At 61.2% G+C, this 20,709-nt stretch carries 17 protein-coding genes; 16 read left to right on the top strand and 1 reads right to left on the bottom strand.

The window, feature by feature from the left end; genetic code table 11:
* Nucleotides 1-82: 82 nt before the first annotated feature.
* From ACYCCG_RS15170 to ACYCCG_RS15130, 9 genes are all read left to right on the top strand, one after another.
* A complete protein-coding gene (locus tag ACYCCG_RS15170; RefSeq protein WP_459671025.1) occupies nucleotides 83-346 on the top strand; it encodes a PAAR domain-containing protein in 264 nt (87 codons plus the stop codon).
* A gap of 73 nt (nucleotides 347-419) precedes the next feature.
* Nucleotides 420-1,553: a hypothetical protein gene (locus ACYCCG_RS15165; RefSeq protein ID WP_459670986.1), complete on the top strand. Its 1,134-nt coding sequence runs from the start codon at nucleotides 420-422 to the stop codon at nucleotides 1,551-1,553.
* A gap of 19 nt (nucleotides 1,554-1,572) precedes the next feature.
* Nucleotides 1,573-4,887, top strand: a complete 3,315-nt coding sequence (locus tag ACYCCG_RS15160; RefSeq protein ID WP_422631499.1) for an ImcF-related family protein — start codon at nucleotides 1,573-1,575, stop codon at nucleotides 4,885-4,887.
* Entirely contained in the window at nucleotides 4,884-6,470 is a 1,587-nt protein-coding gene (gene tssA, locus ACYCCG_RS15155) for a type VI secretion system protein TssA (protein ID WP_339443399.1), read from the top strand. Before ACYCCG_RS15160 ends, tssA begins: the two co-directional genes overlap by 4 nt.
* 23 nt (nucleotides 6,471-6,493) lie before the next feature.
* Nucleotides 6,494-8,263: a type VI secretion system baseplate subunit TssF gene (tssF, locus tag ACYCCG_RS15150; RefSeq protein ID WP_339443398.1), complete on the top strand. Its 1,770-nt coding sequence runs from the start codon at nucleotides 6,494-6,496 to the stop codon at nucleotides 8,261-8,263.
* Nucleotides 8,227-9,324: a type VI secretion system baseplate subunit TssG gene (tssG, locus tag ACYCCG_RS15145; RefSeq protein WP_459670983.1), complete on the top strand. Its 1,098-nt coding sequence runs from the start codon at nucleotides 8,227-8,229 to the stop codon at nucleotides 9,322-9,324. The genes tssF and tssG overlap by 37 nt, the downstream gene beginning before the upstream one ends.
* Nucleotides 9,305-9,841 (top strand): type VI secretion system lipoprotein TssJ, encoded by a 537-nt coding sequence (gene tssJ / locus ACYCCG_RS15140; RefSeq protein WP_459670982.1) that lies wholly within the window; start codon nucleotides 9,305-9,307, stop codon nucleotides 9,839-9,841. The genes tssG and tssJ overlap by 20 nt, the downstream gene beginning before the upstream one ends.
* A gap of 4 nt (nucleotides 9,842-9,845) precedes the next feature.
* Nucleotides 9,846-10,286, top strand: a complete 441-nt coding sequence (gene tssE, locus ACYCCG_RS15135; protein WP_004576432.1) for a type VI secretion system baseplate subunit TssE — start codon at nucleotides 9,846-9,848, stop codon at nucleotides 10,284-10,286.
* Nucleotides 10,287-10,307: 21 nt separating this feature from the next.
* Complete coding sequence (locus tag ACYCCG_RS15130; RefSeq protein WP_209966818.1) at nucleotides 10,308-11,474, top strand: OmpA family protein; 1,167 nt, start codon at nucleotides 10,308-10,310, stop codon at nucleotides 11,472-11,474.
* Between the two features lie 72 nt (nucleotides 11,475-11,546).
* Here the strand turns inward: ACYCCG_RS15130 and ACYCCG_RS15125 are convergent, their stop codons facing one another.
* Nucleotides 11,547-12,293, bottom strand: coding sequence for an enoyl-CoA hydratase-related protein (locus tag ACYCCG_RS15125; RefSeq protein WP_339534910.1), 747 nt, complete (start codon nucleotides 12,291-12,293; stop codon nucleotides 11,547-11,549).
* A gap of 116 nt (nucleotides 12,294-12,409) precedes the next feature.
* On the opposite strand from ACYCCG_RS15125, the gene ACYCCG_RS15120 reads away from it, so the two are divergent.
* The 7 genes from ACYCCG_RS15120 (at nucleotide 12,410) to ACYCCG_RS15090 (ending at nucleotide 20,704) form a co-directional block, all read left to right on the top strand.
* Nucleotides 12,410-13,054 carry a TetR family transcriptional regulator C-terminal domain-containing protein gene (locus ACYCCG_RS15120; RefSeq protein WP_014756232.1) on the top strand — a complete coding sequence of 215 codons (645 nt, stop codon included), beginning with the start codon at nucleotides 12,410-12,412 and terminating at the stop codon, nucleotides 13,052-13,054.
* Between the two features lie 74 nt (nucleotides 13,055-13,128).
* Nucleotides 13,129-13,845, top strand: coding sequence for a response regulator (locus tag ACYCCG_RS15115; protein ID WP_176682440.1), 717 nt, complete (start codon nucleotides 13,129-13,131; stop codon nucleotides 13,843-13,845).
* On the top strand, nucleotides 13,842-14,624 hold the full coding sequence (locus tag ACYCCG_RS15110; protein ID WP_209966813.1) for a substrate-binding periplasmic protein: 783 nt from the start codon (nucleotides 13,842-13,844) through the stop codon (nucleotides 14,622-14,624). Before ACYCCG_RS15115 ends, ACYCCG_RS15110 begins: the two co-directional genes overlap by 4 nt.
* The gene (locus ACYCCG_RS15105) at nucleotides 14,621-16,873 is read left to right on the top strand and encodes an ATP-binding protein (protein ID WP_339443393.1); all 2,253 of its coding nucleotides are present in this window, start codon (nucleotides 14,621-14,623) and stop codon (nucleotides 16,871-16,873) included. The genes ACYCCG_RS15110 and ACYCCG_RS15105 overlap by 4 nt, the downstream gene beginning before the upstream one ends.
* Before the next feature lie 196 nt (nucleotides 16,874-17,069).
* A complete protein-coding gene (locus ACYCCG_RS15100) occupies nucleotides 17,070-18,476 on the top strand; it encodes an amino acid permease (protein WP_176682443.1) in 1,407 nt (468 codons plus the stop codon).
* Nucleotides 18,477-18,715: 239 nt separating this feature from the next.
* The gene (locus ACYCCG_RS15095) at nucleotides 18,716-19,510 is read left to right on the top strand and encodes an enoyl-CoA hydratase/isomerase family protein (protein WP_252459787.1); all 795 of its coding nucleotides are present in this window, start codon (nucleotides 18,716-18,718) and stop codon (nucleotides 19,508-19,510) included.
* A 33-nt stretch (nucleotides 19,511-19,543) separates the two neighbouring features.
* On the top strand, nucleotides 19,544-20,704 hold the full coding sequence (locus tag ACYCCG_RS15090) for an acyl-CoA dehydrogenase family protein (protein WP_021782064.1): 1,161 nt from the start codon (nucleotides 19,544-19,546) through the stop codon (nucleotides 20,702-20,704).
* The last annotated feature ends 5 nt before the right edge of the window (nucleotides 20,705-20,709 follow it).

Below are 20,709 nucleotides of genomic sequence, written 5' to 3'. Positions count from 1 at the left end.
GTGGGCTCTAAATTTCAGGGGGTATTTAAACATAGGCTGCCTGAAAGGCGGGTGATGATCTTATTTTTGAGTGCTTAATGATATGCGCGGAGTTATTCGTGTTGGCGACAAACTGTCTTCGGGAGGCAAGGTACTCGCCGGCACCCGTGGATTGAAATTCATGCGGCTTGATGTCGCTTGCGTAGGTGATGCTGTTTTTTGTCCAATACCTGGGCACGGCGTGAATGAAATAGCAGAGGGGGATACGGGTTCGAAAGTTAAAGGTCGGCCCATTGCTTTAGACGGTCATTGCTGTTCCTGTGGTTGTGAGTTAATCACGTCGCTTCCTCAAGCAGGTAGGCTGTGAGATGGCAGTTGACCTGAACTCATTACCCGAGAGGCGATTGCTACCCCGGCAACCTCGGCACTGGCGGTGGGGTGTGGTCATCTTGCTTTGTTCGCTCGTAATTGGCGGGTTGATGGTCCTGCTTTGGCGGGTGGACAATTGGCATACATCATTTTGGTTGTGGATCTGCGCATTATTAGGAGTTTTGATTGCCGGGTTATTGTTCTACGCACTGCGTTTGTTGGCGTACGAGAAACATCGAGATTATACAGAGAGTTGGAATGAGAGTCGCGATGAGTTGGAGCGGTCACTCATTCGGCGCGGCCAGCGTACGGTTGCCGTATTGGCCGTATCCTATTGTTCTGGGGCGGGTAATAATAAACTTGCTCAGGCCCTGCGTTTGGGTAGTAAGCCTCTCCAACCTATTTATCTGGAAGGACAAGCCTTGACAATGCGGTTGAGCCAATTAACACCGTCGGTACAAAATCACTCAAAGTCCGAATACGCGAAGCGGTTACGTGGATTTTTACAAAAAGTTGTACGTGGGTTGGAGTCTGATTTAGAGATCGGGGCGCGCAGTCTTGCTGTGGATGTTCGTATTAGGCATAACCAAGTGCTTTGCAATGAAGAGCTTCTGTCTATTTGGTCTGCAGTTACCACCAACCACCGTTTAACTGATAGCGTGGTCTTTGCAATGGACGATGATGGCGTAATGTGGCTGGACACTTGGTTGGATGCGCCGGAACGACATCAACTGTTAATGTCCGTTGAAATTAATCTTTTTCTAAACCCCGTTGCTGAACAGGCCGAGACCGTGACAGCTGTGTTGTTGGGCTCTTCGCAGTGGTGTAACACGCAAAAAATTGATTCGATCGCCCTGGTTCATCGCCCTGTCCAACTTGAGTGCGCTGGTCGCTCTATCAAGGATGCAGTTACGGATGCATTTCTTTGGGGGCAACTGCGTGTCGGAGAAGAAACGTACTTCAGTTGGCAGGCTCAGGTGCCTGGTGACGTTTTACGTGAGACAAGTATCGCTGTGAATGCAGCACGTTTCCCTTTTAACGTGGCCAGGTGTCATCGATTGGATGATTCGTTTGGTTTACCTGGATGTGCAGTAGGTAATGTCGCATTAATCGTTGCTAGTGAGTGTGCCAAGGCGGAGGGCGGTCCGCAGGTAGTCCTGCTACACGATGCCTCTGCTCAAATTTTTATTGTCCGGCCTGCATGAGATCTTGAAATAGGGATTGATCGTGAAAAAGAAGAGAATCAGCGTCTGGATAGTGATCCTGTGTTTGCTCGTTGCAGGTGGGGTATTGATCTGGGTCGATAATCCCGTAGTGCAGGTGAGGAGTGAGACTGCACGCTTGCAATGGACAGCAGTGTTGTTGATCGGCTGTTTGATATTTCTCTTTCTCGATGGCGTCGGCGAATTGGCTATCCGAATGTTGGGCGCGAGAGATTTTATTGCTCTGATGGGACAAAAGCTCGGAGTCAACCGGACTCGTTCGACTGGCAATAACGTGGTTTCTAATGCTGAGGATCCTTTCGGCGTACCCGAGTTGAGGGCGCATTTGAAGGGACGCTACGGCTTCTTCTGGCGGCGCAAAATTCGACTGTTGTTGGTGGTCGGTGAGTCTGAGCAGATCGAGGCGATTGCCCCTGGGTTGAGCGAGCAGCGTTGGCTGGAAGGGCAAAACACCGTGCTGCTGTGGGCCGGCAGCATCCAAGGTGAACTGCAAGACGCGTTGCTTTTGCAGTGGCGCGGCCTATGCCGCAACCGTGCGCTCAATGGGGTGGTCTGGGTGTTGAACAAAGACCAAAGCAATAACGTGAGCGCGATGAACGATAGCGTTCGTCGTTTGCAGAGTCTGGCCAAAACCCTACGCTGCCAATTGCTGCTGCATGTGTGGCAGGTCTGCGACAGTATGTGGCCGCAGCACGCGCGCGAAATCGGAGCGGTAGGCTGCATGCTCCCGGTACCATTATCGCCAGTGCGGCTCGCCGACCACTTAGGCATGCTCGCACAACCCTTACGTGAGCAGGGTCTATCGCAGCTTCAAAAAGACTCTGATCATGATTTCTTGCTTCGATTGTCACGCGATGTTGCGACCGAGGGTGTCTCCGGATGGTGCGCTGCATTGTCCGCGCTGTTCCGGCGACGCGACGTTTGGTTGCGTGGAGTGTGGTTCAGCTTACCGCTGCGACTCCAGAACAACCTTCGCGTGGATCATCACTGGCCTGAAGACCCAGCATGGTCAGGGATCCTCAACGATCGCTCCGCCCGAGCCCGGCGACTGGGTTGGCACCCAGCCAGAGTCGCCTACGTTTCTGCGCTCGGCCTCGCTTTCATTTGGGGCATCGGCTTGCTGTTGTCGTTTGCGAGCAACCGTGCCGAGGTCGGTCAGATAGCGGCGGCGTACAGCGCTTTGCAGCAGCCTGTAGCAGGTACAGACACTAAACAGGCACTGGGTGAGCTGGTACGCGAACTCTCCCGCCTGGGCTACCGATCAGAACACGGCGCACCGTGGTATCAGCGCTTTGGCCTGAGCCGGTCGCACGAGCTGCGTGAAGCGGTGTGGCCCCTCTATACGCAGGCCAATAACCAGCTGCTCCGTGACCCAGCCGTCGCTGAGCTGGAAAAACGGCTCAAGGCGTTGGTCAACTTGCCTCCGGCGAGCTCTCAGCGGACACAGCAGGCTTACATCTACCTCAAAGCCTATCTGATGCTGGCGCGCCCAGAAAAAGCCGATGCTGCTTTCCTGGCCGAGACCTTGGGCGCTGCCGAACCGACATTATGGACATTCTACGGCCAGCATCTGCCCGAGCACCCTGACTGGGCGATCAAGGCCAATCTCAGGTTGATCGCCCAATCACGCCAGGTGCTGCTGCGTGAACTGGGTCAGCGAAACGCTGAAAGCAGCCTGTACCAGCAGGTCCTCGACACCGCGGCGAACCACTACCCGGCGTTGGGTTTGCAACAGCTGGTCGGCGACACCGATGCAAGCGCTCTGTTCGCCAGTGCTGAACAGGTCCCCGGTGTATTCACCCGCCAAGCCTGGGAAGGGCAGGTTCGTGCAGCCATTGAAGACTCGGCGCAAGCCCGGCGCGAAGAGATCGACTGGGTACTCAGCGACCACCCCAACGACATCGCCAAGGCGCTGAGCCCCGACCAGCTTAGGGAGCGGTTGACCACCCGCTACTTCCAGGATTACAGCAGTGCCTGGCTAACCTTCCTCAACAGCCTGCGCTGGCAGCAGGGCCATGGCCTGCGCGATGTGATTGCACAGTTGACTCTGGTGAGTGACGTGCGCCAGTCACCATTGATCGCCTTGATGAACACGTTGAGCTACCAGGGCCAGGCCGGCGTTCGTGGCCAGGCCCTGGCCGATTCCCTGATTGAATCCGCGCAGAAGCTGGTAGGGCAAAAAGCAGCACCGATCGTCGATCAACTTCCCCAAACACCCAGCGGCCCGCTCGATAGTACCTTTGGCCCTTTGATGGCGTTGCTGGGCAAGGACACTGAAGGGCGATCAGTCGATGGCCGCCTGAGCCTGCAAGCCTTCCTCACGCGGGTCACCGGTGTGCGCTTGAAGCTGCAGCAGGTGGTCAATGCGCCCGATCCCGAGGCGATGATGCAGGCCGTGGCACAGACGGTATTCCAAGGCAAAGGCGCGGACCTGACCGACACCCAGGCCTATGGCAACCTGATCGCCGCCAGCCTCGGCGCCGACTGGGGGCCAGCGGCCAATACGCTGTTCGTGCAGCCGCTGGATCAGGCGTGGCAACAGATTCTGCAGCCGTTGTCGGCCGGCCTCAACCGGACCTGGCAGCGCGCGATCGTCGATGAGTGGCAGGGCGCTTTCAGCGGCCGCTATCCCTTCGCCGTCACCAGCAGTGACGCCTCATTGCCCATGCTGGGGCAGATGATCCGCGCCGACTCCGGGCGGATCGAACAGTTTCTGGCACAGCAACTCACGGGGCTTCTGCGCAAGGAAGGCAGCCGCTGGGTGGCCGACGCGGGGCAGAGCCAGGGGCTGCGTTTCAACCCGGACTTTCTCACCGCGATCAACCAGCTGAGCCAGTTGGCCGATGTGCTGTACACCGATGGCGGTATGGGCTTGAGCTTCGAGCTGCAAGGCAAGCCTGTGCGTGATGTGGTGCAGACCACCTTCGTACTCAACGGTGAAAAGCACCACTACTTCAACCAGCGAGAAAGCTGGCGACGCTTTCGCTGGCCCGGGCAGGGTGATCATCCGGGTATCAGCCTGACGTGGAGCAGTGTTCATACCGGCGAACGTCTGTTTGCGGACTACCAGGGCACCTGGGGGCTGATTCGTTTGTTGGAGCAGGCCAACGTCACGGCGTTGGATGACGGCGACAGTCGCTTTCGGGTCGTGCTGGATGCGCCAGATGGCCTGGGCCTGACTTGGCATTTGCGCACGGAGCTGGGCGAAGGGCCGCTGGCGCTGCTCAAGTTACGCGGGTTCAGCCTGCCGCGAGAGATCTTTCTGGTAGAGGGCCGTGATACCCCGCAGTACACGCACAATGGGGGCTTCGAATGAGCCTGAAAAGCCTGATCGAAAGCTGTTTGTCCACCAGCGAGCCACTGGTCATTGCCCGCAAACACAGCGAATCCTGGGAGCCTTGGCTAACGCCCATCAGCGGTGATGCACCGGTGGGAGAGGACCCGGGCTACGACGACGATTTCCAGCGCATGCGCGAAGAGGTCAACAAACTCTCCGGGGCGGATGTCGACCTTGTGGCCCAACTGGCGCAGAAGCTGCTCCAGCAGTCCTGCAAAGACCTTCGTGTTGCCACCTACTACCTGTGGGCACGCTTGCATAGGGACGGTGAGTCCGGCTTGGCAGATGGCCTGAGTTTGCTGGCGGCGCTGATGGAGCGCTATGCCTGCGACATCCTGCCGGCGCGTCCCAATAGCCGCAAAATGGCCCTGGAGTGGCTTGCCGGCAGCAGGGTCTTGGCAAGCCTGTCGCTGTACCCTCAGGTGGTCAAGGCTGAAACTGAGCGAACGGTGGCTGCGCTGGTGTGGTTGGAGCACGGCTGCAGCAACTGGCCCGCAGACCAGCGACCGCGGCTGGACGCCTTGTACGGCGCCCTCAGCAATAGACTCGCTATGTCGGGAGGTGTTGATGCAATCGTCCCGCAGACCAGCAGTGAATCACCGCCGAGAAGTAGCGCCCCTGGCCCGAGCGCATCACCCATCAAGTCCGGTCGCGATTTGCTGGACAGTGGCCGGGGCTTGGCCAGCTACCTGCGTGAACAACCAGAAGGTTGGCTGGCAGCGCATAGGCTGATGAAGAGCCTGCGCTGGGACACCGTGCATCAGGTGCCACCGCAAGACGCACAGGGCATTACCCGGCTGGCGCCCCCGCGCGGTGAATACCGTGCCCAATTAAAACGCCTGCACGCGCAGCAACGCTGGAGTGAGTTGATCGACCAGGCCGAGCGGATGTATGCCGAGGGTGTCAACCATTTCTGGTTGGACCTGCAATGGCATCTGCATCAAGCCTTGAGCAAATCACCCCAACCGCAGGGTAGCTGGGCAGCCATCGTCAAACATGACCTGAACATGCTGCTGCAGCGGTTGCCAGGGCTGGACATGCTGTATTGGAACGATGGCTCGGCCTTCGCGGATGAAGCCACACGCGAGTGGATCAACCAGCACGTCAGCGACAGCCGCTCCGCGCAATGGCTACCTGCTGCAGCCTCGGCAACCACCACGGCAACCTGCGAAATCCTCGCGCTGGAACCCGAGGCACTGGCGCAAGCCGATGCTGAGGGTGTCGAGCAAGCGCTGGCGTGGCTTGCAAACCGGCCCGATACGCAGGCCGGGCGGCAACGCTGGTTGCTGCGGCTGCTGATGGCCCGGGTGGCCGAGCAGTACGGCAAGGCCGAACTGGCCATTCATTTGTTCACTGAACTGGATACCACCGCGCACCACCACGCACTGACCGACTGGGAGCCAGAGCTGATCTTTGAGGTCAAGGCGCGGTTGCTCAAGCTGCTGCGTTTGAAAGCCCAGCGCAACGATGCCGATCGGCCAGCCCTGGCGCGGCAGATGGAGCAACAGCTGGCGGCGCTGGTAGCCATTGACCCGGTACGCGCTGCGGTGCTGTGCAGCTAACTCACATTGATCAGGATCCTGTTTTGAGCAAGGACAACCCAACCCTACGGTACTTTGATGCCGAGATGCGCTACCTGCGTGAAGCCGGTAAAGAATTTGCCCAGGCGTTTCCGGACCGCGCGGCGCAGCTGAATCTGGATAAACCTGGGGCGCAGGACCCCTATGTGGAGCGCCTGTTCGAAGGCTTCGCGTTCTTGATGGGGCGCCTGCGCGAAAAACTGGACGACGATTTGCCCGAACTGACCGAAGGGCTGGTCAGCCTGCTGTGGCCGCACTACCTGCGCACCATCCCCTCGTTGGCAATCGTTGAGCTCATGCCTGATGTCAGCCAGATGAAAGGCACCGAATCCATTGCCAGGGGGTTTCAGGTGTTGTCTCAGCCAGTGGGTCCGCAACGTACCCGCTGCCGCTACTCCACGACACAGGACCTGCCGCTTCAGCCGCTCACGCTCGACACCGTGCGTCTTGATCACGAGCCTGATGGGCGCGCGGTGCTGCGTTTGCGTTTCTTGTGCGGGGAAATGGCAGATTGGAGCCGGCTGGATCTTGCTCAGATACCGCTGTACCTGAACGCCGATGCCGCATTGGCCAGTGCACTGCATCAAGCACTGACTTTGAAGGTACAGGCGTTATATGTGCGTATGCCGGGCGAGGCAGAACGCCAAACACTTGAAGGCCATTTCAAGCCCAAGGGCTTCGCCGATGATGACCGTCTTTGGCCCAAAGGTGATAGTGCGTTCAGCGGCTACCAGCTGCTGCTTGAGTACTTCACCTTCCGCGAGAAATTCATGTTCGTGACGCTGTGCGGTTTGGAGTCGTTGTCATTGCCACTGGGCGCTACTTGGTTCGAGCTTGATGTCGTGCTGTGTGAAGCATGGTCGCATGCCTTCACGCCCAACGAGGAGCACATCCGTTTACACGCGGTCCCCGTGATCAATTTGTTCCCGCTGGATGCGGACCCGCTCAACCTGGACCCGCTGCAGAACGAGTACCTGCTTCGCCCGATGCGGCTGCAGGACGGGCACACGGAAATCTATTCCGTGGACAGGGTGTCCGGTTCCAAGAACAGTGTCCGTCAGGACTACGTGCCTTTCAGCAGCTTTCGCCACAAGGGTGGCATGCTCCGCGATGAAGCCCCCGAGCGGTATTTTCATACCCGCCTCAGGCAGGGCGCCAATGGTCTTCATGACACCTGGCTGATCCTGGGCGGGGAAGGCTTTGACAAGGATGTGCTGCTCAAGCGCAAAAGCCTGTCACTGCGCCTTACCGGGACCAATGGCCAACTGCCGCGCAAGGCCCTGCGCAGTACATTGCTCGACGCGGCCGCGCAATCCACCCAGGCGGGGCTGCAGGTGCGCAACCTGACCTCACCCACGCTGCCATGTTATCCGCCGAATCGTGACCGGTTCCACTGGCGGGTACTGAGCCACCTGGGCTCGAACTTCTTGCCCATGCTCAATAGTGCTGAAGTGCTGCGTGGCACGCTGGCGTTGTACGAGTGGACGGGTAGCGAAACCAATCGCCGTCGCTTGGAGGCCATCGTTGAGGTCAAGCATCACCTTATCCAGCGGTTTGAAAAAGGGTTTCTGCTGCGCGGCGTGGATATCGAGGTGACGCTCGACAGCAATGGCTTTTCGGGGGAGGGGGACATCTGCCTGTTCGGTGAAATGCTCAGCCGGTTCTTCGCCCTGTATGCCGACATTCACTTGTGCACGCAATTGACGTTGATCCTGCAACCTACGGGGAGGTGCCTGCGATGGAGCGAACATCACAGTCAGCGTATTCCCGGCTGAAGGCAGAAGGGCTTTTGCAGGTGCTGGAGGGGCAGGTTGCCTCGGCCAACGTGTATCGCGTCTGCCAGTTGGTTGAGCAGGTACTGGTCGATCACCCACCGCTGGGCAGTACCGCACACCCGGTTGATGACGGGGTCCGCTTTCGGCCCGACCCAGGCATGGGGTTTCCCGCCAGTGAGCTGAAGGCCATAGAGTTCGACGACACCTGTCCCGAACGCCCTATTACGATACGAACTCGGCTACTTGGTTTGTATGGTGTCGATTCGCCGCTGCCAACGGCCTACCTGGACGACATCGCCCAGCGCCGTGAGGGCCACGAAGCTGTAGAGGCGTTTCTCGATATCTTCAACCATCGGGTGTTCACCCAGTTCTATCGGATCTGGCGCAAATACTCGTATCCCGCCACCTTTGAGGCGGGCGGTAGCGATGCGACTTCACAGTGCCTGTTGGGCTTGATCGGCCTTGGAGTACCCGGTACGGCCGAGCGTATCGCCACGCCCATGTCTCGCTTTTTGGCATTGCTCAGCGTGATGCGCTTGCCGACCCGCAACGCTGAGGGCATTGGCGCGTTGGTCAAGCTGCTGGCGCCGAGCACGGAGGCACATGTCACCGGGCATTGGCCGCAACGTGTCGTGCTTGAGCGACCAGCCAGCCTGGATACGAAAAGCCCGGTAAGTCTTTCCCAAGGCATGCCGCTAGGCGCTGTCGGAACGGATGCGAACAGCCAGTTGCGCCTGTTGCTGCACACCAATGACCCGGAAGAGGCGCGCGAGTGGCTTCCTGGGGGGCAGTTGCTGCTCGACTTGCGGGTGCTGCTGGAGGTGTACCTGGGCTGGCGCTGTACGGCCAAGCTACAGCTGTCGATTCCGCTGCGTCTGCTGCCCGTGCCGGTGCTGGGCCGTGCGCAAGTCAGGTTGGGAATGACGGCAGTACTGGGGTTGCCGACCGGTGAAGAGGCTACAGCCAACACCGACACCATCACAGTCAACCTGGGCCGCTATCAAGGCCTACAACTGAATCCTTGCGACAGGGAGGTACCGCATGTGGCGTACCGCTTCTAAACGCTTCACGGTCGTGGCGCTGGTGACACTGCTGTGCGGCTGCGGCCTCACCCAGAAGGTTGTGGAGGGTACGGCTTCCACGGCCCGTGCGGTTTTCTACAAGCAAGTCAAAACATTGCATCTGGATTTCACCGGCCGGTCAGCGATGAATACCGACAGCATGGAGATGAGTGGGTTGTCCGTTTCGGTGCTGGTGCGTGTCTACCAGTTGCGGGATCACAAGGCTCTGGACAAGGCAACTTACGACGATCTGGTCAGCCACGGCGAGCGCGTGCTGGGGGGCGACCTGTTGAGCGAAAAAGCCGTAGTGGTCAAACCTGGTGAGGCGGCTCAGCTCAGCACGCCTTTGCATAGGGAGGCTCAGTACATTGCCGTGATTGCGTTGTTCCGAAATCCGGACATGGAGCAAGACGCGTGGCGTTTGACCTTGCAGCGTGATGACCTCGATCCGGACCAGCCCAGGGTTGTCGAGTTGGGTGATAACCGCTTGAAGTTGCGGCCGCGCAGCGAGGACTGAGCACATGATCGAACCAAGCCCTTCGCTTTACGAAACGCTGCTGCAGAATTTCAGCGGCGAGTTGGAGCTGGATCGGGTCAGTGATGATGATCAACTGACGCTTTCGGTTCTGGACAACCTTCAGCGCATTCTAAACAGCCGGGCCGGCACACTCGCGCATCTGCCGGACTATGGCTTGCCGGATATGGGCACGGTTCTTCAAGGGTTGCCGGCCTCGGCCCATGGTTTGATGAATGACATCGTGAGCACGTTGCGCAGGTATGAGCCGCGGCTCGCAGAAGTACGCATCGAGCTGGTGCCGCAGCGACGGCCCGGCCATTTGGAATACGCACTCGATGTACGCATCAAGGGCGGTGGCCGCGCCACCTTTGGGACCACGCTTGCACCTGACGGGAGGGTGGTTGTACGTCACCTGAAACAGGAAGGCTATCTCGCCAAGCTATAGACCTACGGACAAGGAGGCCAGATGACGGCGCTTTTTGAAATGCGGATTCGCTTGGGCGGCGACCCAGGCAGTTTTGATGAGTTCAACGTGTTGCGCGGCGAGTTGGCCAAGCTTGATCATCCTGCGTGTCCTGACGTTGACTGGGCAAAAGTTGAAGCGTTGTGCTTGAGGCTCTTCGAACGGAACGGGGTGGAGCTGCAGACCGCAGTGTCCTTTATCCTGGCGCGTAGCTACCGTACGGGGCTCGCTGGTTTGACCGAGGGGGTGGCATTGCTCGCCACTCTCACGGACGAGTGGCCGCGCTTGTGGCCGGTGCAGGCTTCAGCTCGGATCGAGCTCATCGCCTGGTTGTTTGCTCAGCTACATCCCCTGGTTCGAATGCTGGAATGGGGCGGATCGAGTCTGGCGACGCTGAGGGAACTGATCGTTGAGCTGGGGCGGCTTGAGCACCGTTTGGAGCGGCTTGGCCATGCTTCCTTGGCTTCGCTGAAGGTGTTTCGACAGCAGATCAGTAGCGTGATGCAGCGGATGTCGGGAAGCAGGGACGTGCCGATGCCGATTCCGTTGCAACCATGGGCATCACCAGCCGAGCCAGCGCTAAGCCCTCCGATTGCTACGGTTGTCTCAGCACCACCGACTTACACCTTTGTAGTCGAGCCAGCGGCGCAGAAACGCGCGGTGTTGCCGTGGTTGCTGACACTGACGGTCACCAGTGTCTTTGTGGGGTGGCTGGGCTGGCAAGAATGGGCATCCAGGCAAGTCAAAGAGCCGCCCACGCCTGAGCCGATCCAACTCGACAGTCTGAATCTGTTTGATCCGGGCAGTGCCGAACTGAAGCCCGGTTCAACCAAACTGCTGATAAACGCTCTGGTTGGCATCAAGGCTCAACCGGGTTGGCTGATTGTTATCTCCGGGCATGCGGATGCACGGGGTGACGCGGCCAAGAATCTCGACCTGTCCCGTGCCCGTGCTTCAGCCGTGCGCGACTGGATGCAACGGATGGGGGATATCCCGGACAGTTGTTTTGCTGTTCAAGGTGTCGCGGCCAGCCAGCCGGTCAGCAGCAACCACACATTCGATGGGCGGGCGGAGAATCGTCGTGTGGACATCCGGCTATTGCCGCAGAGCAGTGCGTGCGGGGGGGAGAGCGATGACATTCGCGTTGAGCAGCGTAGCGATAGCATCTAACCCCAATATCCCGTCGATGCCGCCGCTCCCTTTCAGCGCGGTCTTGTGCCGCGAAAGGGTCGAGTCACCCTTTCAATCCTTGATCAGCCCTCGCAGCACTGCCCGCGCTTCTTCAGTACGCAAGCATTCGATGAACAACTGGCTTTCCCGCGCCACCGTGGCCTCCAGCTCTGCCCGCTGGCTGTCCTTGAGCAGCCGCTTGCTGATCCGCAGTGCCGCCTGCGGGTAGCCTTGCAGCTGCCGCGCCAGCGTGCGGGCAGCGTCCAGGCATTGTTCGCCGTTTTCATGCAGCTCATTGGCCAGCCCCCAGGCCAGCATCTGTTCGCCATCCAGCAGCGCATTGGTCAGCAGCAAGCGTGCCGCCCGGGCCTGGCCAAGCACACGCGGCAGCAGCAGGCTGGAACCGAACTCCGGGCACACACCCAGCGGCGCGAAAGGCATGCGCAGCTTGGTCGAGCGGCTGACCAGCACCTGGTCGCAGTGCAGCAACAGGGTGGCCCCGATGCCGATCGCCGCACCACTGACCGCTGCGATCAGCGGCTTGTCCAGGCCCATGATCACCCGCATCAGGCGGAACACCGGGCTGTCCAGGTCGCTGGGCGGGTTGTCGAGGAAGTCGCGAAGGTCGTTGCCAGCGCTGAAGCAATGCGGCCCACCGGTGATGATGATGGCATCGACAGCGGGGTCCTCACTTGCCGCCAGCAATAGGTCACCCAGCAGCTGGTACATGGCAGTGTTCAGGGCATTGAGCTTGTCGGGGCGGTTGAAGGCCAGGGTCAGCAGGCCTTGGTCCAGCTCGCGTGTGATCAGGTCGTTCATGGCAGCCGCTTTTGTTGTTGTGAGGGGGCCCTGCCGGGCAGTAGCGCTTAGGGTTTATCACGCAGTCCGGCTTGTTGTACAGTCGTTCAGTCCAGCCCCTAACCAGAGACCCACTGATGACTCAGGAAGCCCGCTACCACCGCATGTTGCCGGAATTGCGCAAAGCCAACCTGGTCGAGGCGACCCTGGTGTGCCTCAAACGCCATGGTTTTCAGGGGGCTTCGATCCGCAAGATTTCGGCCGAGGCCGGGGTCTCGGTCGGGCTGATCAGCCATCACTACGCCGGCAAGGACGAATTGGTGGCAGAGGCTTACATGGCCGTCACCGGTCGGGTGATGGGCCTGCTGCGCGAGGCCATGGCCCAGGCCGCGCCCAATGCCCGCGAGCGATTGTCGGCGTTTTTCCGTGCCTCGTTCTGCGCCGAACTGCTCGACCCGCAATTGCTCGATGCCTGGCTGGCCTTCTGGGGCGCGGTGAAGACCGCCGATGCGATCAACCAGGTGCACGACCACTCCTACGGCGAGTACCGCAACGAGCTTGGCCAGCTACTGGCCAGACTGGCCGAAGAGGAGGGCTGGCAGGGCTTCGATGCCGACCTGGCGGCCATCAGCCTTAGCGCCTTGCTCGACGGCCTGTGGCTGGAGTCGGGCCTGAACCCCGGCACCTTCAGTCCCGAGCAGGGCGTGATCATCTGCGAGGCCTGGGTCGACGGCCTGCAGGCTGGTGGCCGGAGGCGCTTCAGCCTGCCCGAGGGCTGTTGATCACCTGTTCAGTAACGAGTACGCTGCTGTCGCGAGTGTGTAGAACAACACCAATAAAAAAGAGACAACACGCAATGACGCCTCGGGTATTGATCGTCGATGACGATCCGCTTATTCGTGACTTGCTGCAGGCCTACCTGTCCCAGGAAGGCTACGACGTTCACTGCGCCGATACAGCCGAAGGGGCCGAAGCCCTGCTTGCCAGCCAGGATGTCGACCTGGTGCTGCTGGACATCCGCCTGCCCGGCAAGGACGGCCTTACCCTGACCCGCGAACTGCGGGTGCGCTCGGAGGTTGGCATCATCCTCGTCACCGGGCGCAATGACGACATCGACCGCATCGTTGGCCTGGAATGCGGGGCAGATGACTACGTGATCAAACCGCTCAACCCCCGCGAGCTGGTGTCCCGGGCGAAAAACCTGATCCGCCGCGTGCGCCATGCCCGCGAGGCGCACCCCGCCCCGGCCTGTGCGCAATCGCTTAAGCAGTTCGCCGACTGGGCACTGGACACCGACCGCCGGCGCCTGATCGACGCCCGTGGCGGGCAAACCCTGCTGACCCACGGCGAATTTCAGTTGCTCAGCGTATTTCTACGCAACAGCGGCCATACCCTCAGCCGCGACCAGTTGATGGACCAGATTCGCAACCGCGAGTGGGTGCCCAACGACCGCTCCATCGACGTGCTGGTCGGCCGCCTGCGGCGCAAGCTGCATGACGACCCGGCCGAACCGCAGTTGATCATCACCATTCACGGCACCGGCTACCTGTTCACCGCCAGCGTGGCAGCATGATTCCTCGCGCCTGGCGGTTGGCGCTGGCCTTGACGTTGCCCACCCTGCACGCCAGTGCCAGTGAACCGGTGCGTTACTGTGACTACCCGGTGTACCCGCCCATTTCCTGGAGTGACGGCCACCAGGTGCGTGGCCTGGCCCCGACCGTGGTGCGCGAACTGTTCGCGCGCATGGGCTACGAGGTGCAAACCGTGGTGCTGGGCAACTGGAAGCGCTGCCTGATGGATGCCGCCGCCGGGCGGGTGGATGTGGTGCTGGCCTACAACAGCGACCAGCGTGACCAGCGCATGCGTTTCTCCAAGGTGCCGGTGGTGCGCGAGGAAGTGGCCGTGTTCTACAACCGCAAGCGGCCGGTGCAGTTCCAGCAGCTGGAGGACCTGGCGGGTTACCGCGGCGGCCTGCTGTACGGTGAAAGCTATGGCGCCGAGTTCGACCGCTTCGTCGCCCGCCACCAGAACATCGAGCGGGTATCGTCCAGCCAGCAGAACTTTGGCAAGCTGATCCGCGGGCGCATCGACTATGTGATTCAGGAGCGGCGCACCGGGCTGCTGTTCATCGAGCACCTGCCCGGGGCGCAGGATATTCGCGCATTGCCCACGGCACTGAGCGTGGACTACCTGCGAGTGGCGGTATCGCGACAGTCACCCTTGAGCCAGCGCATGGCTGAAATCGATGCGCAGTTGCAGCGGATGAACCAGGCGGGCGAGATCGCGCGTTGGCTGGAGCAAAGTGAAGTCACTTACCGCGACATGATCAACCTGCCGGCGGATGCACGATGATCCGCCTGCGCACCGATGGCCTGCTGCGCCGTCTGCTGCTGTTCATTCTGCTGTTCAGCTTGTGCTTCACGGTGCTGGCCAGTGGCGTGCAGCTTTACTTCGAGTACCGTCGCGAAATGCGGGATATAGAGGCACGCATGGCGTTGATCCGTGCCGGCTACCTGGCCAGCCTGGAACGCAGCCTGTGGGACCTCGACGAGGCGCAGCTGGATGTTCAGCTGCGCGGCCTGGTGGACTTTTCCGATGTGGCGCGGGTGCGTTTGGTCAGTGATGATTTCCCGCTGTTACGCGGTGAGGCCGACCCCCAAGGGCCGCTGCGCATCGAGCGCTTTCCCCTCGACTACCAGCCGCCCTCAGGGCCGGTCAGGCATCTGGGGGAGCTGGAAGTCAGCATCGACCTTGGCGCGGTACACCGGCGGCTTTACGCCACGGGCCTTGCCAGCCTGTTGTGGATGGGTGTGTTTCTGTGCGGCCTGGCAGTGGCGTTGTCAGGGCTGTTCTACCGCCTGGTCACCCGCCACCTGCAAGTGATGGCCGAGTTCGCCCGCCGTATTGGCGCAGGCCAGTGGCAGGAGCCCTTGCGCCTTGGCCGCCGTCGTTCATCGCGCCCCGACGAAATCGACACTGTGGCCAATGCCCTGGACGATATGCGCCGCGCCATCCTCAGCGATATCGAGCGCCGTGAGCGCGACCGCCTGGCACTGCAGGACAAACGCGACGAATTGCAGGCCATGGTCGAGCGGCGTACGGCCAGCCTGGCTCGGGCCAAGGACGAGGCCGAGGCAGCCAACCTGGCCAAGTCGCGCTTTTTGGCGACCATGAGCCATGAATTGCGTACGCCGCTCAACGGTATTCTGGGCATGGCCGAACTGCTGCGCGGCGGGCGCCTGGAGGTCGCCGACCGCCAGCGTGTCGAGGCCTTGTACAAGGCCGGCGAAGGGCTGTTGGCGATTCTCAACGAAGTGCTGTATTTCGCCCGGCTCGAAGAAGGCGAGAGCCGCGCCGAGCGGGTGGTGTTTTCCTTGCGTCAGTTGTGCCAGGAAGTGCTGGCGTTGCTCGAACCCATGGCCATGGACAATGCCGACACCCTGCAACTGCAGGTCGATGAGCAACTGGCCGCGTACCAGTACGGCGCAGAGCAGTACCTGCGACAGGTGCTGAGCAATCTGCTGGCCAATGCCATCAAGTTCACTGAGCACGGCCAGGTACAGCTTACGTTGCAGGTGCTTGCCAGTAACGAATGCTCGCAGCGCTTGCGGCTGTCGGTCCGTGACAACGGTATCGGCATCGAACCCGCCGTTCAGGCGAAGATCTTCGACCGTTTCGTCCAGGCCAGCGAAGCGGTGACCCTGCGCTATGGCGGCACTGGCCTGGGCCTGGCGATTTGCAAGCACCTGGTGGAAAAGCTGGGCGGTAGCATCGGCCTCGAGAGCGCTCAAGGGCAGGGCAGCTGCTTTTGGTTCGAGCTCGACATGGCTCGCGGGCAGCCTGTCTCAGCGGGTTCACCAACCCCTTCGCCCTTGCCCAGCCTGGATATCCTGGTGGTCGAAGACGTTGCGCTGAACCGTGAGGTTGCCGGTGGCCTGCTGATGCGCGACGGTCACCGGGTAAGCTTTGCCGAAGACGCCGGGCAAGCCCTGCAGGCATGCGCGCAGCGGCGCTTCGACCTGGTTCTGCTGGACGTGCACTTGCCGGGCATGAGCGGGGTGGCGTTGTGCCGACAGCTGCGCACCTCGCCGGGGCCGAACCGCAACAGTCGGATCCTGGCGCTGACGGCCGGCGTGCAACCGGGCCAGGTAGCGGGTTATCTGGACGCTGGTATGCAGGGCGTACTGGCCAAGCCTTTGCGGCTGGACAACCTGCGCAAGGCGTTGGCTGACGTAGCGCCCGGTGAAGTGGCCAGCGCTGGCGCAGACATGGACTGGTCATTGCTCGACACCCACCGTTCACTGCTGGGGGAGCAGAAGTTGCAGGGCCTGCTGAAGGTCCTGCACCAGTCACTGCAGCAGCACGCCATGGCGCTGGCCGAGGCGCTGCCAGCCCAGGACTTCACCGAAGTGCTGCACCTGGCCCACCGCCTGGCTGGCAGCTGCGATTCCCTGGGGTTTACCGGGCTGGCTACGCTGTTGCGTCGCCTGGAGGAGGCGGCCCGGCAGCATGACCTGCAGGCCATGCAAGCCCTCGGCGAGCCGCTGGCCACCCAGCTAGGTCAGGCCAACGCCACGCTGGAACAGCTGATCCAGAGCTGACGTACAAAAAGCTTACGACTTTTTACATCTTCGATCCGTTCGTACAACGGCACCTTACATCCGTTTCCAATAATCCATGGCAACCGTGTTGCACACGGTCCATGAGGCTTATTGGAGACAAGAATAATGACATGCCGTAGCGCTCAGCCCCTCATTCGAACCCTCCCACGCACCGGCCGCAAAGGCGAGGTGTGCCATGACTGACAACGTTGAGAAGATCCAGCTCACCCGCGCCCTGAAAAGCCGGCACATTTTCATGCTGTCGCTGGGTGGGGTTATTGGCACCGGCCTGTTCATGGGGTCTGGCGTAACCATCAATCAGGGCGGGCCGGTGGGCGCGATCCTGGCCTACCTGGTCGCGGGCTTGCTGATGTACCTGGTGATGGTCTGCCTGGGCGAGCTGTCGGTGCAGATGCCAGTGTCCGGTTCGTTCCAGGCCCACGCCACCAAATACATTGGCCCGGCCACCGGGTTCATGATCGGCTGGGTGTACTGGATGAGCTGGGCCACCACCGTAGGCCTGGAGTTCACCGCTGCCGGCATGTTGATGACCCGCTGGTTCCCGGAGGTGCCGATCTGGTACTGGTCGGCACTGTTCGTGGTGGTGCTGTTCGGCCTCAACGCCCTGGCCACGCGTGCCTTTGGCGAGGCCGAGTACTGGTTCTCGGGCATCAAGGTGGCAACCATCCTCGGCTTCATCGTCATTGGCCTGCTGGTGATTTTCGGTGCCATCCCCCTGAGCAGCGGGGCACCCGCACCGATGCTGAACAACCTGGTGGGCGAGTCGCTGTTCCCCCATGGCCTGTCGGCAGTGTTCGCGGTGATGATGACCGTGGTCTACGCCTTCCAGGGCTGTGAAATCATGGGGGTGGCTGCCGGTGAGACCGAGCACCCGGAAAAGAGCATCCCGCGGGCGGTGCGCAATGTGGTGTTCCGCGTGCTGATTTTCTATGTGCTGGCCATTGCCGTGCTGTCGGCCATTGTGCCGCACGAGCAGGCCGGGCTGATGGAAAGCCCGTTCGTGCAGGTGTTCGACATGGTCGGCATCCCTTACGCCGCCGACTTGATGAACTTCGTCATCCTCACGGCCATCCTCTCGGTAGGTAACTCCGGGTTGTATGCCTCCACGCGCATCCTCTGGGCCATGTCCAAGACTGGCATGGCACCCAAAAGCCTGTCGCCGCTGAGCAAGCGTGGCGTGCCGCTGCGGGCGCTGAGCATCACCCTGTGCTTTGCGCTGATTTCGCTGATGACCAGCTTCGTTGCGGCTGACACGCTGTTCATGGTGCTGATGGCGGTGAGCGGTATGTCCGGCACCGTGACCTGGATCGTCATCGCTTTGGCGCAGTACCGCTTCCGCAAGGCCTGGCTGCGCGACGGCGGGCAACTGCAGGACCTGAAGTACAAGGCGCCGCTGTACCCACTGGTGCCGCTGCTGTGCATCACCCTGTGCAGTTCGCTGTTCGTGTTCCTGGCGCTGGATGAAACCCAGCGGCCGTCACTGTACTGGGGCTTTGGCTTCATTGCCCTGTGCTATGCGGCGTACTTCTTCGTCAACCGCCGCCGGCAGGGGGCCTTCGAGCCCAGCGCACCAAGGGTTTGATGCCGTAGTTCGTCGGCGGCAGGTGTTGGTCGCTGCATTTTCAGTACCTGTGAGGTCAAGCGCCGCCCGTGCGGGGCGCGATCTCACAGGCCATAAAGCCGTCACGACGAACGCCCTTGTGTAACGCCAAATACCGAGTTGTGCGAAGTTGTAACAGCCCATCCCGCCTTGTTGAACACTCGTTTAGTATCTTTCTCGTCAAGCCCTCCAAAACCATCACAACAACACCGAGGCCCCCCATGACCACCCCGTCGTCGTCACTGTTGAGCAAGGTCGAAGCCGGCGTTGCCTGGATCACCCTCAACCGCCCCGAGCAGCGCAACGCGCTGGACATTCCCACCCTCAAGCAACTGCACGCCTTGCTCGACAGCCATGCCAGCGACCCCACCGTTCGCGTGGTGGTGCTGACCGGCAGCGGCCGCAGCTTCTGCGCTGGCGCCGACCTGGCCGAATGGGCAGCCGCGGAAGCGGCGGGCACCCTGGAAAGCTACGGCTGGACCGAAACTGCCCATGCCCTGATGTTGCGCCTGCACAGCTTCGACAAACCCACCATCGCCGCCATCAACGGCACCGCCGTGGGCGGAGGCATGGACCTTAGCCTGTGCTGTGACCTGCGCATCGCCGCTGCCTCTGCGCGCTTCAAGGCCGGCTACACCAGCATGGGCTACAGCCCCGATGCCGGCGCCAGCTGGCACCTGCCACGGCTGATCGGTAGCGAGCAGGCCAAGCGCCTGCTGTTCCTCGACGAGTTGTGGGGCGCCGATCGCGCCCTGGCCGCCGGTTTGGTCAGCGAAGTCTGTGCCGACGAGCAGTTGCCTGCCGTCGTCGCCGAGCTGGCCGGGCGCCTGGCCAACGGCCCGACCTTCGCCTATTCGCAGACCAAGCGGCTGATGCGCGACGGTGCCCGGCGCACGCTGGCTGAACAGCTGGAAGCCGAGCGCCACGCCGGCCTGTTGTGCGGCCGCAGCCAGGATGGTGCCGAGGCCCTGCAAGCCTCGGTGGAACGTCGCGCTCCCCGTTTTACCGGCCAGTAATCCGATACCCGACCCTCATCAGGACCTTCGCAGATGAATTTCCAACTGACCCAAGAACAAGAAATGTTGGTGGAAGCGGTACGCAGCTTTGTTGCCAAAGAACTGCTGCCCCATGAGGAAGCGGTGGACCGCGCCGACGCCGTGTCACCCGAGCTGGCTGCGCAGATCCGTGGCAAGGCCATCGCTGCCGGGTTCTATGCCTTCAACATGCCCGAGGAAGTGGGAGGAGGCGGCCTGGACTACCTGTCCCAGGCGCTGATCGAACGTGAGCTGTCCAAGGTGTCCTGGGCGCTGCATGTCTTCGTTGCGCGGCCGTCAAAAATCCTCATGGCCTGCAAGGACGAGCAGATCAACGACTACCTGCTGCCGTGCGTGCAGGGCGAGAAGATCGACTGCTTCGCCCTCACCGAACCGGGCGCTGGCTCTGATGCCAACGCCATCAAGACCCGCGCCGTGCGTCAGGGCGATGACTTTGTCATCAACGGTAGCAAGCACTTCATCAGCCACGCGGGCCACGCCGATTTCGCCATTGTCTTCGCTGTCACCGACACCTACGAGCACAACGGGCGCAAGCGCAATGCGGTCACCGCCTTGCTAGTCGACCGGGGTACGCCGGGCATGACCATCCGCCGTGGTCCCAAGTGCGTGAGCAACCGTGGTTATCACACCTACGAGCTGTTCTTCGACGACTGCCGGGTGCCGGCCAGCAAGGTGCTGGGCGAAGTCGGCAAGGGCTGGGAAGTGGCCAACGCCTGGCTTACCGCTGGCCGGGTGATGGTCGCCGCCAACTGCGTGGGCCAGGCCCAGCGCGCCCTTGACCTGTCGCTGCAATGGGCCGCCGACCGCAAACAGTTCGGCCAGGCCATCGGCAGCTACCAGGGGGTGTCGTTCAAGCTGGCCGACATGGCCACACAGATCCGCGCGGCCGAGATGCTCACCCTGCACACCGCCTGGAAGATGGACCAGGGCAACATGACCGACGGTGAGGCCGGCATGGCCAAGCTGTTTGCCAGTGAAGTGCTGGGCAAGGTCGCCGACGAAGCGGTGCAGATCTTCGGTGGCATGGGCCTGATGGATGAAGGGCCGGTTGAGCGCATCTGGCGCAACGCGCGTATCGAGCGCATCTGGGAGGGCACCTCGGAAATCCAGCGGCATATCATCGCCCGCGAACTGCTGCGCCCGCTGCTGCGCTGAGCGCC

This window comes from Pseudomonas sp. VEM90, assembly GCF_054611535.1.
Note: the sequence above shows the minus strand (reverse complement) of the source record. Positions and strands in the feature narration are given on the sequence as shown.

Bases quoted from the DNA above. Each gene is read 5' to 3' on its own strand.
- ACYCCG_RS15170 (WP_459671025.1), top strand. From the start codon at position 83: ATGCGCGGAGTTATTCGTGTTGGCGACAAACTGTCTTCGGGAGGCAAG.
- tssA (WP_339443399.1), top strand. From the start codon at position 4,884: ATGAGCCTGAAAAGCCTGATCGAAAGCTGTTTGTCCACCAGCGAGCCA.
- tssG (WP_459670983.1), top strand. From the start codon at position 8,227: ATGGAGCGAACATCACAGTCAGCGTATTCCCGGCTGAAGGCAGAAGGG.
- tssJ (WP_459670982.1), top strand. From the start codon at position 9,305: ATGTGGCGTACCGCTTCTAAACGCTTCACGGTCGTGGCGCTGGTGACA.
- tssE (WP_004576432.1), top strand. From the start codon at position 9,846: ATGATCGAACCAAGCCCTTCGCTTTACGAAACGCTGCTGCAGAATTTC.
- ACYCCG_RS15130 (WP_209966818.1), top strand. From the start codon at position 10,308: ATGACGGCGCTTTTTGAAATGCGGATTCGCTTGGGCGGCGACCCAGGC.
- ACYCCG_RS15125 (WP_339534910.1), bottom strand. From the start codon at position 12,293: ATGAACGACCTGATCACACGCGAGCTGGACCAAGGCCTGCTGACCCTG.
- ACYCCG_RS15120 (WP_014756232.1), top strand. From the start codon at position 12,410: ATGACTCAGGAAGCCCGCTACCACCGCATGTTGCCGGAATTGCGCAAA.
- ACYCCG_RS15115 (WP_176682440.1), top strand. From the start codon at position 13,129: ATGACGCCTCGGGTATTGATCGTCGATGACGATCCGCTTATTCGTGAC.
- ACYCCG_RS15110 (WP_209966813.1), top strand. From the start codon at position 13,842: ATGATTCCTCGCGCCTGGCGGTTGGCGCTGGCCTTGACGTTGCCCACC.
- ACYCCG_RS15105 (WP_339443393.1), top strand. From the start codon at position 14,621: ATGATCCGCCTGCGCACCGATGGCCTGCTGCGCCGTCTGCTGCTGTTC.
- ACYCCG_RS15100 (WP_176682443.1), top strand. From the start codon at position 17,070: ATGACTGACAACGTTGAGAAGATCCAGCTCACCCGCGCCCTGAAAAGC.
- ACYCCG_RS15095 (WP_252459787.1), top strand. From the start codon at position 18,716: ATGACCACCCCGTCGTCGTCACTGTTGAGCAAGGTCGAAGCCGGCGTT.
- ACYCCG_RS15090 (WP_021782064.1), top strand. From the start codon at position 19,544: ATGAATTTCCAACTGACCCAAGAACAAGAAATGTTGGTGGAAGCGGTA.